Annotated in this window: 14 protein-coding genes; 12 read left to right on the plus strand and 2 right to left on the minus strand. The window is 72.9% G+C overall.

Features of this window, described 5'->3' with window-relative positions:
- Window positions 1-112 precede the first annotated feature (112 nt).
- Together ACQPYE_RS16400 and ACQPYE_RS16405 are read right to left on the minus strand one after the other, a co-directional pair.
- Entirely contained in the window at window positions 113-1156 is a 1044-nt protein-coding gene (locus ACQPYE_RS16400; RefSeq protein ID WP_498722156.1) for a family 2 encapsulin nanocompartment cargo protein polyprenyl transferase, read from the minus strand.
- Between the two features lie 35 nt (window positions 1157-1191).
- Window positions 1192-2370: an ROK family protein gene (locus ACQPYE_RS16405; protein WP_498722157.1), complete on the minus strand. Its 1179-nt coding sequence runs from the start codon at window positions 2368-2370 to the stop codon at window positions 1192-1194.
- A gap of 106 nt (window positions 2371-2476) precedes the next feature.
- On the opposite strand from ACQPYE_RS16405, the gene ACQPYE_RS16410 reads away from it, so the two are divergent.
- The 12 genes from ACQPYE_RS16410 (at window position 2477) to ACQPYE_RS16465 (ending at window position 16100) form a co-directional block, all read left to right on the plus strand.
- On the plus strand, window positions 2477-3604 hold the full coding sequence (locus ACQPYE_RS16410; protein ID WP_498722159.1) for a Gfo/Idh/MocA family protein: 1128 nt from the start codon (window positions 2477-2479) through the stop codon (window positions 3602-3604).
- Window positions 3601-5103 carry a sugar ABC transporter ATP-binding protein gene (locus ACQPYE_RS16415; RefSeq protein ID WP_498722160.1) on the plus strand — a complete coding sequence of 501 codons (1503 nt, stop codon included), beginning with the start codon at window positions 3601-3603 and terminating at the stop codon, window positions 5101-5103. The genes ACQPYE_RS16410 and ACQPYE_RS16415 overlap by 4 nt, the downstream gene beginning before the upstream one ends.
- Before the next feature lie 125 nt (window positions 5104-5228).
- Window positions 5229-6116 (plus strand): ABC transporter permease, encoded by an 888-nt coding sequence (locus ACQPYE_RS16420; RefSeq protein ID WP_498722927.1) that lies wholly within the window; start codon window positions 5229-5231, stop codon window positions 6114-6116.
- Window positions 6113-7147, plus strand: a complete 1035-nt coding sequence (locus ACQPYE_RS16425; protein ID WP_498722161.1) for an ABC transporter permease — start codon at window positions 6113-6115, stop codon at window positions 7145-7147. The genes ACQPYE_RS16420 and ACQPYE_RS16425 overlap by 4 nt, the downstream gene beginning before the upstream one ends.
- Window positions 7144-8325, plus strand: a complete 1182-nt coding sequence (locus tag ACQPYE_RS16430; RefSeq protein WP_498722162.1) for a substrate-binding domain-containing protein — start codon at window positions 7144-7146, stop codon at window positions 8323-8325. The genes ACQPYE_RS16425 and ACQPYE_RS16430 overlap by 4 nt, the downstream gene beginning before the upstream one ends.
- 28 nt (window positions 8326-8353) lie before the next feature.
- Window positions 8354-9211, plus strand: a complete 858-nt coding sequence (locus tag ACQPYE_RS16435) for a sugar phosphate isomerase/epimerase family protein (RefSeq protein ID WP_498722163.1) — start codon at window positions 8354-8356, stop codon at window positions 9209-9211.
- Between the two features lie 48 nt (window positions 9212-9259).
- Window positions 9260-10417, plus strand: coding sequence for an inositol-3-phosphate synthase (locus ACQPYE_RS16440; protein WP_498722164.1), 1158 nt, complete (start codon window positions 9260-9262; stop codon window positions 10415-10417).
- The gene (locus ACQPYE_RS16445) at window positions 10414-11268 is read left to right on the plus strand and encodes an SCO3242 family prenyltransferase (RefSeq protein WP_498722165.1); all 855 of its coding nucleotides are present in this window, start codon (window positions 10414-10416) and stop codon (window positions 11266-11268) included. Before ACQPYE_RS16440 ends, ACQPYE_RS16445 begins: the two co-directional genes overlap by 4 nt.
- Window positions 11265-12746: an EboA domain-containing protein gene (locus ACQPYE_RS16450; RefSeq protein ID WP_498722166.1), complete on the plus strand. Its 1482-nt coding sequence runs from the start codon at window positions 11265-11267 to the stop codon at window positions 12744-12746. The genes ACQPYE_RS16445 and ACQPYE_RS16450 overlap by 4 nt, the downstream gene beginning before the upstream one ends.
- Window positions 12746-13594: a TatD family hydrolase gene (locus ACQPYE_RS16455; protein WP_498722167.1), complete on the plus strand. Its 849-nt coding sequence runs from the start codon at window positions 12746-12748 to the stop codon at window positions 13592-13594. Before ACQPYE_RS16450 ends, ACQPYE_RS16455 begins: the two co-directional genes overlap by 1 nt.
- Window positions 13594-14694, plus strand: coding sequence for a metabolite traffic protein EboE (gene eboE, locus ACQPYE_RS16460; RefSeq protein ID WP_498722928.1), 1101 nt, complete (start codon window positions 13594-13596; stop codon window positions 14692-14694). The genes ACQPYE_RS16455 and eboE overlap by 1 nt, the downstream gene beginning before the upstream one ends.
- Window positions 14691-16100 carry an alkaline phosphatase family protein gene (locus ACQPYE_RS16465; protein ID WP_498722168.1) on the plus strand — a complete coding sequence of 470 codons (1410 nt, stop codon included), beginning with the start codon at window positions 14691-14693 and terminating at the stop codon, window positions 16098-16100. Before eboE ends, ACQPYE_RS16465 begins: the two co-directional genes overlap by 4 nt.
- Window positions 16101-16234: the final 134 nt, after the last annotated feature.

Genomic DNA, 16234 nt, shown 5'->3' on the forward strand with positions numbered 1-16234 from the left:
CGAACGACGCGGGCAGATGTTTACGCTAACATCGTGGCCCGGTCCTAGTGTGTGAGCAAGACCATGTCGGTGTCAAGGGTGTGCGGGCCGTGACCGGTCCACGCCGGCGTGCTCAGTGGTCGCGGTGCACGATCGCCCGGGCGAGGGCGGCCAGTTCCGCCGCCGCGCGCGGTGCGGACGTGATCGAACCGAGCGAGCGCAGCGCTTGGTCGAGGAGCAGTTCGGCCTGCCGCTCACTCCAGGCGCGCCCGCCGGCCGCCTCGACCAGGCGTGCCGCGCGGGTCGGGTCGGCGGCCACCTGGCGGCCGTCCCCCTCGTACAGCGCGGCCAGCTCCCGGCCGGCCGGTGTGCCGGAGGTCAGCGCGGCGACCACCGGCAGGGACTTCTTGCGGGCACGCAGGTCGCCGTGCGCCGGCTTGCCGGTCACCGCCTCGTCGCCCCAGATCCCCAGCAGGTCGTCGACGTGCTGGAAGGCCACCCCGAGGCGCAGGCCGAAGTCGCGCAGGCCCGCGACCTCGGCGGGCCCCGCGCCCGCGAACACCGCGCCCAGGGCGCAGGCGCAGGCCAGGAGGCCGCCGGTCTTGCGCTCGGCCATCGCCACGCACTCGGCCACCCCGATGTCGTGCCTGCCCTCGAACGCGAGGTCGGCGTGCTCGCCGTCGACCAGGTCGAGCACCGCGGTGTTGAGCGTGCGCACGCCGGTCAGCGCGGCCGGGTGCGCGCTGGCGGCGAGCACGTCGAAGGCCAGCGCCAGCATCGCGTCCCCGGCGAGGATGGCGGCCGGCACGCCGAAGACGTGCCACGCCGCCGGCCGGTGCCGTCGGGTCCGGTCCCCGTCGAGCACGTCGTCGTGCAGCAGCGTGAAGTCGTGCACCAGCTCGACCGCGACGGCGGCCGGCACGGCGGTGGTCGCCGCGCCGCCGACCGCCTCGGCCGCCAGCTGGACCAGCACCGGGCGGATCGCCTTGCCCCCGCCGGCGTCGGTCGGGTGGCCGTGCTCGTCCCACCACCCCAGGTGGTAGCCGGCGACGCGCCGCACCGAAGCGGGCAACCCGTCGACGGCGGCGCGCAGGACCGGCTGCACCATGCCGCGACTCCACGCCACGATCTCGCGGACTGATCGGGCGGCAGCGGTGGCTTCGGGTGGCACGGGCACCTCCGGGTCGGTCGGGTCGGGCGGAGCCGCCGGGGTCAGGCCAGCTGCCGGTCGACCACGTCCGGCGAGAGGACGTGCTGGACGACCATCGCCGCCGCGCCGAGGACACCGGCGTCGTCACCGGCCTGCGAGGGGACGATGCGCAGGTTCCCGGTGGCCAGCGGCAGTGAACGCCGGTAGATCGCCTCGCGCACGCCGGCCAGCAGCATCTCGCCGGCGAGCGAGACGGTGCCACCCACGACGATCAACGACGGGTTGAACATGCTCACGCAGGCGGCGAGGACCTCGCCGATGTTGCGGCCCGCCTGCCGCACGGCCTGGCCGGCTTCGAGGTTGCCTGCCCGGACCAGCGCGACGACGTCGGCGCTCGTGTGCGCCTCGACGCCCTTGGCGCGCAGCGCCGCCGCGATGGCGGACCCGCTGGCGACCGCTTCGAGGCAGCCGGTGTTCCCGCAGCGGCACGGCACGTCGCCGGCGTGCGGTGCGAGGATGTGGCCGAGGTCGCCCGCCGCGCCCACCGCGCCGCGGTGCAGCATGCCGTTGCTGATGAAACCGGCGCCTATGCCGGTGGCCACCTTGATCACGATGAGGTGCTCGGCTTCCGGGAAGCACTTCGTGTGCTCGCCGAGCGCCATGAGGTTCACCTCGTTGTCGACCAGGACCGGGACCCCGAAGTCGGCGCCGATGCGGCCGGGGACGTCGTAGCCGTCCCACCCGGGCATGATCGGCGGGTTGTTCGGCCGGCCGGTGGAGTGCTCGACGGGACCGGGCAGGCCGACGCCCACCCCCGCCACGCGCATCGACCCGAGGCCGGCCTCCTCCAGCAACGACCGCCAGGCGGAGACGAGCCGGGGCAGGACCACGTCCGGGCCCTCGGCGATGTCCTGCTCGAACCGGCCCTCGGCCAGCGGCGTGCCGGCCAGGTCGGTCACCGCGATGGTGGCGTGGGTGGCGCCCACCTCGGCGGCGAGGACGATCCTCGCGCGGGCGTTGAACACGAACCGGCCGGCCGGACGTCCGCCGGTCGACGCCTCACTGCCACCGTCGCTGACCAACCCCGCGTCCAGCAGCGCGTCCAACCTGGCTCGCACGGTCGACCTGGCCAGGCCGGTGACCGCGGTGAGTTCGGAGCGGGTGCGGGGCACGCCGTCGCGGAGCAGGCGCAGCAGCTCTCCCGGAGATGCGGCGCCGACGGTGGAAACGTCTTCTTTCACGACTCAATTGAACCAGAGCCAACAGTCATACGGCGTCAACCGTCGAAACCTGTCCGACTTTTGGTTGACATCCGCCATTAGTCATCTTACGGTTCGCCGCATGACTGTGACCCACCTAACTCACACGGCCGGCAGCGGTCACGCCGGGCCCCGGACGCCGCGCGTCGCCGTGGTGGGCGCCGGCTTCATGGGCCGCGTGCACGCCGAAGCGGCGCGCCGGGCGGGTGCCACGGTGGTTGCCGCGGTCGCGAGCACTCCGGGGAACGCCGACCAGGCCGCGAAGACCGTGGGCGCGGAACGCGGTTACGCCGACTTGGCCGCGCTGCTGGCCGAGGCCGGGGCCGATGTGGTGCACGTGTGCACGCCCAATGTGCGGCACGCGGAGGCGGTGGAGGCCGCTTTGGCCGCGGGTGCGCACGTGATCTGCGAGAAGCCGCTGGCCATCGGTGTGGCTCAGGCCGAAGGTCTGGTCGACGCGGCGGTGGCCGCCGGTCGGGTGGGGACGGTGCCGTTCGTCTACCGGTTTCACCCGATGGTGCGGGAGTTGCGGGCGCGGCTGGCGACGGGGCAGGCGGGGGTGGTGTCGACGGTCAGCGGCGGCTACCTCCAGGACTGGCTGTCGCGGCCGGGTGACGACGACTGGCGGGTGGATCCGGCGGTCGGTGGTCCGTCGCGGGCGTTCGCCGACATCGGTTCGCACTGGTGCGACTTGTTCGAGTTCGTGACCGGTGACCGGATCCACCGGCTGTCCGCGCAGACGGCGACGGTCCAGCCGCGACCCCGGCCGTCGACCACGCCGACCGAGGACGCGGCGGTCGTCCAGTTCACCACCGGGTCCGGCGTCCTGGGCACGGTGGTGGTCTCGCAGGTCGCGGCCGGCCGGAAGAACCGGCTGCACCTGGAGGTCTCGGGCACCGAGTCCAGCTTCGCGTTCGACCAGGAGGACCCGGAGCGGCTGTGGGTGGGCCGGCGGGAGGGCAACCAGGTGCTGCTCCGCGACCCGGAGACGCTGTCGCCGTCAGCGGCCGAGTACGCGCGCCTGCCCGCCGGTCACGCGCAGGGTTACCAGGACTGCTTCGACGCTTTCGTCGCCGACACCTACCGCGCGGTGCTGGGGGAAGACCGGCCCGATGGTCTGCCGACGTTCGCCGACGGCCTGCGCGCGGTCCGGATCACCGAGGCGGTCCTGGCCTCCGCCGCGTCCGCCGGGGCGTGGATCGAGGTGGGCCCATGACCGCCGAGGGCGGTGTCGTCGTCCGGCTCACCGGGATCACCAAGAGCTTCCTCGGGGTGCCGGTGCTGCGTGGCGTCGACCTGGAGTTGCGCGCGGGTGAGGTGCACGCGCTGATGGGTGAGAACGGCGCGGGCAAGTCCACGCTGCTCAAGGTGCTGGCGGGGGTGCACCGACCCGACTCCGGCCGGATCGAGATCGACGGCGAACCGGTCTCGTTCGGCACGCCGCGCGAGGCCCAGGAGGCGGGCATCGCGATCATCCACCAGGAGTTCAACCTCCTGGAGCACCGCACCGTCGCGGAGAACGTCTACCTGGGCCGCGAGCCGGTCCGCCGGGGTCGGGTGGACCGCCGGAAGATGGAGGCGGACACCAAGGGGCTGCTGGACTGGCTCGGCGAGGAGGGCGTCGACCCGGCCGAGCACGTCACCCGGCTGTCGGTGGCGCAGAAGCAGGTCGTGGAGATCGTGAAGGCGCTGTCCACCGACGCCAGGGTGTTGGCGATGGACGAGCCGACCGCCGCGCTGGCCGACCACGAGGTGGAACTGCTGTACGACCTGGTCGAGCGGTTACGCACGCGGGGGATCGCGATCCTTTACGTCTCGCACCGGATGCGCGAGGTGTTCGACCTGAGCCGGCGGGTCACGGTGGTGAAGGACGGCGCGTTCGTCACCACCGCCCCGACCGCCGAGCTGACCTCGGACCAGTTGGTGCGTCACATGGTCGGGCGCTCGTTGGACGCGCTCTACCCCGACCGCGCGATCCCGGACGATCTCGGCGACGTGCGGTTGGCGTTGCGCGGCGCGGGCAACGGCCGGGTCCGTGACGTGACGTTCGAGCTGCGGTCGGGGGAGATCGTCGGCATCGCCGGGCTCCAGGGCTCCGGGCGGTCGGCCATCGCGCGGGCGATCTGGGGCGTCGAGCCGTTCACCACCGGCACGCTGGAACTCGACGGGGTCGTGCGGCGGATCACCGGCCCGCGTGCCGCTGTGCGGCTGGGCATCGGCTACGTCACCGAGGACCGCAAGGGCGAGGGGTTGGCCCTGCGGCAGTCCATCCGGGACAACGCGCTGCTCGTGCGGCGGGCCGCGCTGCCGGGCAGCGGCGGGCGCAAGCGGTCCGACCTCGCCGCCCTGCTGGAGTCGGTGGCGGTGGTGGCGCGGGGTGAGCACCAGGAGGTGCGCTACCTGTCGGGCGGCAACCAGCAGAAGGTGGTGCTGGCCAAGTGGCTGGCCGTGGGGCCGCGCGTGCTGGTCGTGGACGAGCCGACGCGGGGTATCGACGTGGGTGCGAAGCAGGCCGTGCACCGGTTGTTGCGTGAGTTGGCGCGGAGTGGGGTCGCGGTGCTGATGATCTCGTCCGAGCTGCCGGAGTTGATCGGCATGAGCGACCGGATCCTCGTCGTCCACGAAGGCGCGATCGCGGGTGAGCTGCCCGCGGGCGCCAGTGAGGAGGCCGTCATGGGGCTCGCCACCGGGCACGGGATCGGGGAGGTGGCGTGAGCGTCGTGCCGCAGAAGGCCCGGGTCACGCGCGGGGCTGCCCGCACCGCGTCCCGCCGGTTCGCCCCCACGCCGACCGTCACCGTCTACCTGGCGCTGGTCGTGCTGCTCGTGGTCGGCAGTGTCCTGGTCGGTGTGCAGGGCGGTGTGCTGCTCGACCAGGGCGGCATCCTCAACATCCTGACCCGCAGCACCGTGCTGGGGTTGGTCGCGGTCGGGCAGACCATCGTCATCATCACCGGTTCGCTGGACCTGTCCGTGGCCTACCTGGTGGGGCTGTGCTCGTTGGTGGCGGCGGAGACGATGGCGGGCAGTGGCGGGATGGTGGTGCCCGGCGTGCTGCTGGCGCTCGGTGTCGCCGCCGTGGTCGGTCTGGTCAACGGGCTGATCGTCACGGTGCTGAAGGTGAACGCGTTCATCGCGACCCTCGGCGTGGCGTTGATCCTGCGCGGCTACCTGGAGCAGAACTACACGGGGCCGGCGGGCAGCGTGCCGCGCGCGTTCCAGCACCTCGGGTTCGACCGCATCGGCCCGGTTCCGATCGGTGTGCTGCTCATGCTGGCCGTCGCCGCGTCGGCGTGGTGGTACCTGCGGCGGACCCGTGCCGGCTACCACACCTACGCGGTCGGCGGCGACATCGACGTGGCACGCCTGTCCGGTGTGCGCACCGGTCGCACGATCGTCACCGCGCACGTGCTGTGCGCGGTCGCGGCGGGTCTGGCCGGGGTGTTCCTGGCCAGCCGGCTGGGGTCCGGTGCGCCGTACGTGGGCACGGACGCGGGGTATGACCTGGAGTCCATCGCGGCGGTCGTGCTGGGTGGCGCGGCGTTGGCGGGCGGTCGTGGCGGTGTCGTGGGCACGATCGGCGGGGTCCTGATCCTGGCGACCCTGGACACCGTCTTCGACGACCTCGCGGTGGACCCGTTCTTCAAGGACGTGGTGCGCGGGGTCGTCCTCATCGTGGCGGTGGCCCTCTACGCGCGCCGCAAGCTGACTTCCGGGAGGTCCGTGTGACCGCGCCGACCACGTGGCGTCCCCGTTTGGCGGAGGGCACCGCGCCGGTGCTGGCGGTGCTGGCCGTGCTGCTGGTGGCATTGGCCTTCACCGGCCCCGCCTACTCCGAACCGACCGGCTACCTGGCGCTGCTCAAGCGCGCCGCGCCGCTGGTGCTCCTCGCCATCGGTCAGTACTTCGTCATCGTCTCCGGCGGGTTCGACCTGTCGGTCGGCTCACTGGTCACCGCCGAGGTCGTCATCGCCGCGCGGCTGATCGAAGGGGACGACGCGAACACCCCGTGGGTGATCGCCCTGCTGCTCGGGTTCGGTCTGCTGGTCGGCCTGGTCAACGGCCTGATCACGACCAAACTGCTGGTGCCCTCGTTCATCGTGACGTTGGGGATGCTGCTCATCCTCGACGGTGCGGTGTTCCTGTGGACCGGCGGCGCGCCGCGTGGTGCGTTGTCACCGTCGTTCCGCGTGTTCGGCCGCGGTGGGGTGGACCTGCCGGTGCTGGGGCACCTGCCGTGGTCGGTGCTGATCCTGCTGGCCGTGTTGGTGGCGGCGGTGTTGTTCATGCGCGGCGGCACCGGCCGGACGCTGGTCGCGGTGGGCGACAACGAGAACGCCGTGCGCCTGGCGGGTGGTCGGGTGGATCGGCTCAAGGTGCTGGCGTTCGTGTTGTCGGGTCTGCTCGCGGCGCTGGCCGCGATCCTGCTCGGCGGGTTCGCCGGCGTGTCGGCCCAGGTCGGGGAGGGGCTGGAGTTCCGCGCCATCACCGCCGTCGTCCTGGGCGGCGTCCTGCTCGGCGGCGGCAAGGGCTCGGTCGTGGCCGCTGCCGCCGGCGCGCTCACCCTCGAAGCCCTCTTCTCGCTGCTCAACCTGCTCGGCGTGTCCGGTGCGCTGGAGTCCGCCGTGCAGGGCGTGATCATCATCGCCGCCGTCGCCTACGCCGCCCTCGGCGTGAACCAGAAGCTCGGGTTCCGGCGTCGCACCGGCACGCCCGAGTCCGCTGCCCGTCAGTCACCGCCGCTCAAGGAGATTCGATGAACAGGAAGTGGTCCGTCGTGGCCGTCGCGGGCCTGCTGGCGCTGGCCGGTTGCAGTAGCGATCTGCCCGCCGACACCGGCACGCCCGGCACGACGGGCGCGTCCGAGGACGCCGGCGCGAAGTCGGAGTTCTTCGACCAGGCGGAGTACGAACGCCAGTTGGCGTTCCGGTCGGCCACCGCCGAAGGTCCGGCCGACAAGCCGTGGGAGCAGATGCTCGACCCGGAGTTGGTCGACACCACGACGTTCGCCAAGCCGGGCGGTGACTACCACCTGTGCTTCTCCAACGCGGCGGTCAACAACCCGTGGCGGCAGGTCGGCTTCACCACCATGAAGGAGGAGGTGAAGCTGCACCCCGAGATCACCAAGTTCACCGTGCTCGACGCGGAGGGCAAGGACGACAAGCAGATCAGCGACATCCAGTCCTTCGCCTCGCAGGGGTGCAGCGCGCTGATCGTGTCACCGAACACCACCGCCACCCTGACCCCCGCCATCGAGGCGGCGTGCAGGACGAACGTGCCGGTGGTCGTGTTCGACCGCGGCGTCAACACCTCCTGCCCGGTCACCTTCGTCCACCCGATCGGCGGGTTCGCGTTCGGCGCGGACGGCGCGGAGTTCCTCAAGGAGAAGGTCAAGGCGGGCGGCAAGGTCCTCGCCCTGCGCATCCTGCCCGGGGTGGACGTGCTGGAGCAGCGGTGGGCGGCGGCCAACGAGATCTTCGCGGGCAGCGAGCTGAAGATCGTGGGGGTCGAGTTCACCGACGGTGACGCGGCCAAGACCAAGACCATCGTCAACGACTACATCCAGCGCGAGGGCGAGATCGACGGGGTGTGGATGGACGCCGGCGCGACCGCCGTCGCCGCCGTCGAGGCCTTCCAGGACGCGGGCGTCCCGATCCCGGCGTTCGTCGGCGAGGACCAGCAGGACTTCCTGCGGATGTGGGCCGACCAGAAGATGACCGCCGTCGCCCCGACCTACCCGACCTACCAGTGGCGCACTCCGGTCATCGCGGCGCTGAAGGTCCTCACCGGTCAGCAGGTGCCCAAGGAATGGGTGCTGCCGCAGCCGAAGGTCACCCAGGACACCCTCCAGGACTTCCTCCGGCAGGACATGCCGCCGCTGCACTACGCCATGTGCGGGTGCGAGTCGATGGCCGGCTACCCCGCCCCCTGGAAGTAGTCCCACCACACGCCCGAACGGAGCAACAGTGCACGCGATCGGTGTGAGCACGTGGGTCTGGACATCGCCTCTGCGCGACGTGACGCTCGCCGAACTCGCCACCCGGGTGGCCGGTTGGGGGTTCGACGTGCTCGAACTCCCGGTGGAGCAGGTCGGCGACTGGGACCCGGCGCACGCCGCACGGGTCCTGGCCGACCACGGGCTCACCGCCACCGTGTGCCTGGTGATGCCACCGGGCCGGGAACTGGTCGCGGCCGACCCCGCGACCGTCACCACCACCCAGGACTACCTCCGACACGTCGTCGACATCGCCGCGGAGGTCGGTTCGCCGGTCATCGCCGGCCCCGCCTACGCGTCGGTGGGCCGCACGTGGCGCATGTCGGAACAGGAGCGGCGCGACGCGGTGGCCGAACTGCGCGACAACCTGGCACCGGTGGTCGAGCACGCCCGCGCCGCGGGCGTGCGGGTCGCGGTCGAACCGCTCAACCGCTACGAAACCAGCCTGCTCAACACCATCGGGCAGACCCTGGAGGCGTTGGACGGCCTACCGGTCGACGGCTGCGGCGTCGCGGTCGACGTCTACCACCAGAACATCGAGGAGCGGCACGTCGGTGACGCGATCCGGTCGGCCGCCGGCCGGATCGCGCACGTCCAGGTCTGCGGCAACGACCGCGGCACACCCGGTGCCGACCACCTCGACTGGCCCGACGTCGTCGCCGCGCTCGCCCAGGCCGACTACACCGGGCCGCTGTGCATCGAGTCCTTCACCGGTGAGAACGCCAGCATCGCCACCGCCGCGTCCATCTGGCGACCCCTCGCACCCACTCAGGACGCACTCGCCGTCGACGGACTGAAATTCCTCCGGGAGGTGACAGGCACCAGTTGATCGGCGTCATCCTTGAATCGTGAGCGAGTTGGTGGAGGAGGGTGGCCAATGACGGACGAACCCACCGGGCTGTGGCTGATCGGGGCCCGCGGATCGGTCGCGACGACGGCGATCGGGGGTCTGCTGGCGCTGCGCGCGGGCCTGGCGCCGCCGACGGGCTGCGTCACCGAACGGCCCGAGTTCGCCGGCGTCCCGCTGCCGGGCTGGCACGACCTGGTCGTCGGCGGGCACGACGTGGTGGACACGCCGCTGGTCAAGCGCGCGGAGCAGTTGGTGGACGGTGGCGTGCTGCCGCACCGCCTGCTCGGCGCGATCACCGACGGTCTGCACGCGGCCGACGCCGAGATCCGGCCGGGCTACCACCCGGTGACGCACCGGGGCGGTCAGGCGGAGGCGGCTGACCGGTTGGCCGCGGACATCGCCGACTTCCGGGAGCGGCACGGTGTGGCGCGGGTGGTGGTGGTCAACGTGTCCTCGACCGAACCGCCCGTGCCCGCCGCGCCCGAGCACGACGACCTGGCCGCGTTGGAGGCGGCGTTGGCCGATCCGGGACGTGCGGTGCTGCCGCCCAGTTCGGTGGCCGCCTACGCGGCGTTGCGCGCGGGGTGCCCGTTCGTGGACTTCACCCCGTCCACCGGTATCGCGCTGCCCGCGCTGGACGAGCTGGCCCGCCGGGAGCGGTTGCCGTACGCGGGGCGGGACGGGAAGACGGGGGAGACGTTGTTGCGCACGGTGCTGGCGCCGATGTTCACCGCGCGGGCGTTGCGGGTGCGGTCGTGGGCGGGCACGAACCTGCTCGGCGGCGGCGACGGGGCGACCCTGGAGGACCCCGCGCACGCGAACAGCAAGCTGGAGTCGAAAGCGCGCGGGTTGGCGGCGTTGCTGGGCGAGGGCGTCACCGCGCCGCTGCACATCGACAACGTGCCCGACCTGGGCGAGCAGAAGACGGCGTGGGACCACGTGTCGTTCGAGGGTTTCCTCGGCGCACGCATGTCGCTGCAACTGACCTGGACCGGGTTGGACTCCGCGCTGGCCGCGCCGCTCGTGCTGGACCTGACCCGGCTGGTCGCGGCGGCCCACGCGAACGGCCGGGTCGGTGCGCTGGGCGCGCTCGGGTTCTTCTTCAAGGACCCGCTGGGCAGCGACGAGCACCGGTTCGCCGAGCAGACCCGGGAGCTGTACCGGTGGGCGGGGGAGCTGGCGTGAGGGCTTACGCGGAACTGGTCCGCGCACCGGCCGCGTTGACCGTGCTGGGTGACACCCTGGCCGGTGCGGCGGCGGCCGGTGTGCCGTTGCGGGGCAGGCGCTTGTTGCTGCCGCTGTCGTCGGTGGCGTTGTACTGGTCCGGGATGGCGCTCAACGACTGGGCCGACCGCGAGCTGGACGCGGTGGAGCGCCCCGAGCGTCCGATCCCGTCCGGCCGGGTCAGCCCCCGTGCCGCGTTGTCCGTCGCGGTCGCCCTCAGCGCGACCGGGCTCGGCCTCGCCGCGTTGGCCGGTGGCCGGGACGCGGTGTCGGTCGCGGTGCCGGTGGCGGCGGCGGTGTGGGCCTACGACACCTTGCTGAAGGACACGGCGGCCGGACCGTTGGCGATGGCCGCGTGCCGAGGGCTGGACGTGGTCCTCGGCGCGGGCCGCGAACGGGCGGTGAGCGCGCTGCCCGCCGCCGCGGTCCTGGCCGGTCACACGCTCGGTGTGACGGTGTTGTCGCGTGGGGAGGTGCGGGGCGCGTCCTCCGGCGCGGCGAGGGCGGTGCTCGGCGGCACGGTGGTGACGACGTTGGCCACGATCGCCCGACCGGGGCGGACCTGGCGGCACCGACTGGGCGCGGTCGCCGGCGCGGCCGCGTACGCCGCCACGGTGGGCCGTGCGCAGCTGGCGGCGGTGCGCGACCCGGGCGCGGGCACGGTCCGCTCGGCCACGAAGTCCGGCATCCACGGCATGGTGCCGTTGCAGTGCGCCCTCGTGGCGCGAGGCGGGTCGCCCGCCGTCGCGGCCGGTCTCGCGCTGGTGCTGCCGCTGGCGCGCAAGCTCAGTCGGAAGGTAGGGCCGACATGACGTTCCACCTGGGTTACGGCACCAACGGGTTCGCCAACCACCGGCTGGACGACGCGCTCGCCGTGATCGCCGACCTCGGCTACACCGGGGTGGCGCTCACGCTCGACCACCACCACCTCGACCCGTTCGCCCGGGACCTGCCGCAGCAGGTCGAGAAGGTGGCCGCGCGGCTGGACCGGCTCGGGCTCGGCGTCGTGGTGGAGACCGGCGCGCGGTTCCTGCTCGACCCGTGGCACAAGCACCACCCGACGCTGGTCAGCGACGCGCAGGAGGTCCGGGTGGACTTCCTGCTGCGCGCCGTGGACATCGCGGCCGACCTCGGTGCCGACTGCGTGTCGTTCTGGTCCGGCATCGTGCCCGCCGGCGTGGACGACGACGAGGCGTGGCGGCGGATGCGGTCCGGCGTCACGGCGGTGCTGGCCGGCGCGGTCCGGCGCGGCGTGCCCCTCGCGCTGGAACCCGAACCCGGGATGCTGGTCGAACGGCTCGACCAGGCCCTGCGGCTGCACGCCGACCTCGGCTCGCCCGAGCTGCTCGGGATCACCCTGGACGTGGGGCACTGCGTCGCGGTCGAACCCGAGGACGCCGCCGCCTGCATCCGCCGGGCCGGGGACCTCCTGCTCAACGTGCAGCTGGACGACATGCTGCCCGGCGTGCACGAGCACCTGGAGTTCGGCGAGGGCGACCTGGACCTACCCGCCACCCTCGCCGCACTGGACGACATCGGCTACACCGGCCTGGCGGGGGTCGAACTACCCCGCCACAGCCACGCCGCGCCGGACGTGGCGCGCAGGGCGATGAGCGCCCTGCGCGAGGCATCACCCAGACGGGAGGCGCCATCCGAGCCGGTGGCCCCGCCCAGCCGGGAGGTGTTGCCCGGCCCGGAGGCGGTGCACCCGTGGTTGGCGGAGGCCGAGCGTTCGGTGCGGGCCGATCCCACGGCGATCCGGTCGTTGTTCCCGGCGGTCGGTCGAGCGGTGGGCAAGCAGGCGCTGCGCGGCGAGGCCGACCCGCTCGGCGTCGTGCACGGGACCGTGGACGACGCGGCCCGCACCAGGCTGCTGGCCGTGCTCGCCTCGGTGACCGGCCCGGAGGAGTTGGCGGCGGAGCTGGCCTCGCTCTACCGCTTCGGTGACGACGCGGAACGCCGTGGCGTCCTGCGCGCGCTCACCGACATCGGCGACCAAGCGGCCACGGCCGGTGTCGACATCGTCAAGGACGCGTTGCGCACCAACGACACCCGACTGGTCGCGGCGGCGCTCGGGCCGTTCGCGGCCGACCACCTCGACGCCCACACCTGGCGGCACGGGGTGCTCAAGTGCCTGTTCCTGGGCATCCCCCTCGTCGCCGTGGCCGGGCTGGACCGGCGCGCGGACGCGGAGCTGCGGCGCATGGTCGGCGCGTTCGCCGACGAACGCCGCGCCGCCGGCCGCGCCGTGCCCGACGACGCGCTCGACCTGCTGAGGAGCCAGACCTGATGCGCATCTTCGACCCGCACGTCCACATGACCTCCCGGACGACGGACGACTACGAGGCGATGCACGCCGCCGGTGTGCGGGCGGTGGTCGAGCCCGCGTTCTGGTTGGGCCAGCCCCGCACGAGCGTCGGCTCCTTCACCGACTACTTCGACGCCCTGATCGGCTGGGAGAGGTTCCGGGCGGCGCAGTTCGGCATCGCACACCACTGCACCATCGCGCTCAACCCCAAGGAGGCCAACGACCCGCGCTGCGTCGAGGTGCTCGACGTGCTGCCGCGCTACCTCGCGAAGGACGGCGTGGTCGCGGTCGGCGAGATCGGCTACGACTCGATGACGCCGGAGGAGGACGAGGTGTTCGCCCGGCAGCTGGAACTCGCCGTGCGGCACGACCTGCCCGCGCTGGTGCACACGCCGCACCGGGACAAGGCGGCCGGCACGGCGCGCACGCTCGACCTGGTCCGGGAATCGGGGCTGCCTCCCGAACGGGTGGTCGTGGATCACCTGAACGAGATGACGGTGCGCGCGGTGGCCGACTCGGGGTGCTGGATGGGCTTCTCGATCTACCCGGACACGAAGATGGACGAGACCAGGATGGTGGCGCTGCTGACCGAGTACGGCACGGACCGGGTCCTGGTGAACTCCGCCGCCGACTGGGGCCGGTCCGACCCGCTCAAGACGCACAAGACCGGTCTGGCGATGCTGGCGGCCGGCTTCGAGGAGTCCGACGTGGACAAGGTGCTGTGGCGCAACCCGGTCGAGTTCTACGGCCAGAGCGGCAGGCTGGCGCTGGACGAGCCGGACGCGTCGCCGACGTTCGCGGGCAACTCGATCCTGCGGGGTGGCTCGTGATCCCGGCGTACTGCACCAACGTCCACCCGGCCGAGGACCTGGCCGGTGTCGTCGCCCAGCTGGACCGCTACGCCGTCCCGGTGCGGGAGGCGCTCGGCGTCGACACCCTCGGCCTCGGGCTGTGGCTGGCCGAACCGGTCGCGCGCGGCCTCGCGGAGGACGTGACGGCCAGGCGGCGCCTGGCGGCGGACCTGCGGGCCAGGGGACTGGAGGTGAGCACGCTCAACGCCTTCCCGTACGGCGGGTTCCACCACGAGGTCGTCAAGCACTCCGTCTACCACCCGACGTGGACCGACCCGCGACGCACCTCCTACACCCTCGCGTGCGCCACCGTGCTCGCGGACCTGCTGCCCGACTCCGCGTCCTACGGCAGCATCTCGACGTTGCCGCTGGCCTGGCGGGAGCCGTGGAGCGCGGACGACGACGCGCGGGCGCAGGCGGCGCTGGACACCGTCGCCCGTTCCCTGCGCGAGGAGGCGGCACGGCACGGCAGGCCGATCAGGCTGGCCGTCGAGCCGGAGCCGGGCTGCGTGCTCGACACCGCGGCCGACGCCGTCGCGTGGCTGGCCGACCGCGTCGACCACGACCACATCGGGATCTGCCTGGACACCTGCCACCTCGCCGTGTCCTTCGCCGACCCGGCCGAGACGGTCAAGGCGATCCGGCACAGCGGGCTCTCGGTGGTCAAGGTGCAGGCGTCGGCGGCCCTCGAGGTCGCCGAACCGGGCACGGAGGAAGGCAGGCGGGCCATCGCGGAGTTCGTCGAGCCGCGCTACCTGCACCAGGTCCGGGAGAACACTCCCGCCGGTGTGCTCGCGGCCGACGACCTGCCCGAGGCGTTGACCGACCTGCCCGCCGAACACCCGTGGCGGGTCCACTTCCACGTTCCCCTGCACGCCCGACCCGCCACCCCGCTCACCTCCACCACCGACGTGCTGCTGACCGCGGTCGAGGCGGTCCGCTCCACCACGGACGCCATGCCGCACGTCGAGGTCGAGACCTACACCTGGACCGTGCTGCCCGGCGCGGGCGACGACCTGGCCGCCGGCATCGCCGCCGAACTGCGCTGGGCATCGGAGAACCTCGGAGGCACGGCATGAAGCCACTGGTGGTCATCGACGTCGTGGGCCTGACCCCGCGTCTGCTGCCGCACATGCCCAACCTGACCCGCCTCGGCCGCCGGGGCTGGCAGGCCGAGCTGGGCACGGTGCTGCCCGCGGTGACGTGCAGCGCCCAGTCCACGCTGCTGACCGGGCTCACCCCGGCCGAGCACGGCATCGTCGGCAACGGCTGGTACTTCCGCGACCTCGGCGAAGTGCACCTGTGGCGGCAGCACAACCGGCTCGTGCAGGGCGAGAAGCTCTGGGAGACCGCCCGCCGCGCCCACCCCGGCTACACCGCCGCGAACGTCTGCTGGTGGTACGCCATGGGCGCCTCGACCGACATCACCATCACCCCGCGCCCGATCTACCACGCCGACGGCCGCAAGTCGCCCGACGCCTACGTCCGCCCACCCGCGCTGCACGACGAGCTGGTCGGCGAACTGGGGGAGTTCCCGCTGTTCCAGTACTGGGGACCGACCGCGACCCTGAAGTCCAGCGAGTGGATCGTCGGCGCGGCCCGCCGCGTGCTCGCCGCGCAACGCCCCGACCTGCTGCTGGTCTACGTCCCCCACCTGGACTACGACCTCCAGCGGTTCGGACCCGACAGCCCGCAGGCCGCCCGCGCGGCGGCCGACGTCGACGCCGCACTCGCACCGCTGCTCACCGACGCCGACGCGGCCGGCGCCACGGTCGTGGCGCTCTCGGAGTACGGCATCACGGAGGCGCACCGCCCCGTCGACGTCAACCGGGCGCTGCGCCGGGCCGGGCTGCTGGAGGTCCACACCCAGGCCGGCATGGAACTGCTCGACCCGTGGACCTCCCGCGCGTTCGCCGTCGCCGACCACCAGATCGCCCACGTCTACGTCGCCGACCCGGCCGACCTCCCCCGCGCGCGGGCGGTCCTGGAGGAACTGCCCGGCGTGGACGTGGTGCTCGACCGGGAAGCGCAGGCAGGCGTCCACCTCGACCACGAACGCTCGGGCGAACTGGTCGTCGTGGCCGAACCCGACGCCTGGTTCACCTACTACTACTGGACCGACGACGACCGCGCCCCCGACTTCGCGCGCGGGGTGGAGATCCACCGCAAACCGGGCTACGACCCGGCCGAGCTGTTCTTCAACCCCCACGACCCGCTCGTCAAGGCCAAGGCCGGGCTGAACCTGGCGCGCAAGAAGCTCGGCCTGCGCTACACGATGAACGTCGTGCCACTGGACCCGTCCTGCGTGCGCGGCACCCACGGCAGGCTGCCCGACCGCCCCGAGGACGGCCCGGTGCTGCTGTGCTCCGACCCCGCCGCACCGGCCGCGGTCGAGCGCACCGGCCGCATCGCCGCCACCGACGTCCGCGACCTCCTGCTGGACCTGCAAGGCCTGTCCGCGCCGGTCGCCGGAACCGGGCGGTGAGCCGATCAGGGCCAGGGCACCCGTGACCCGAAGCGGCGCTGCCGCCGACCAGCCTCCTGCCGGCGCCGTACGCGCGACCCACCCGCCCCGAAGGGCGGGTGGCGCGCTATCCCCCCTGCACGAGTGGCCCCGGC

Origin of the sequence: Actinosynnema sp. CA-299493 (genome assembly GCF_050946825.1) — a bacterium.
In the GTDB taxonomy this organism is placed as follows: Bacteria; Actinomycetota; Actinomycetes; order Mycobacteriales; family Pseudonocardiaceae; genus Actinosynnema.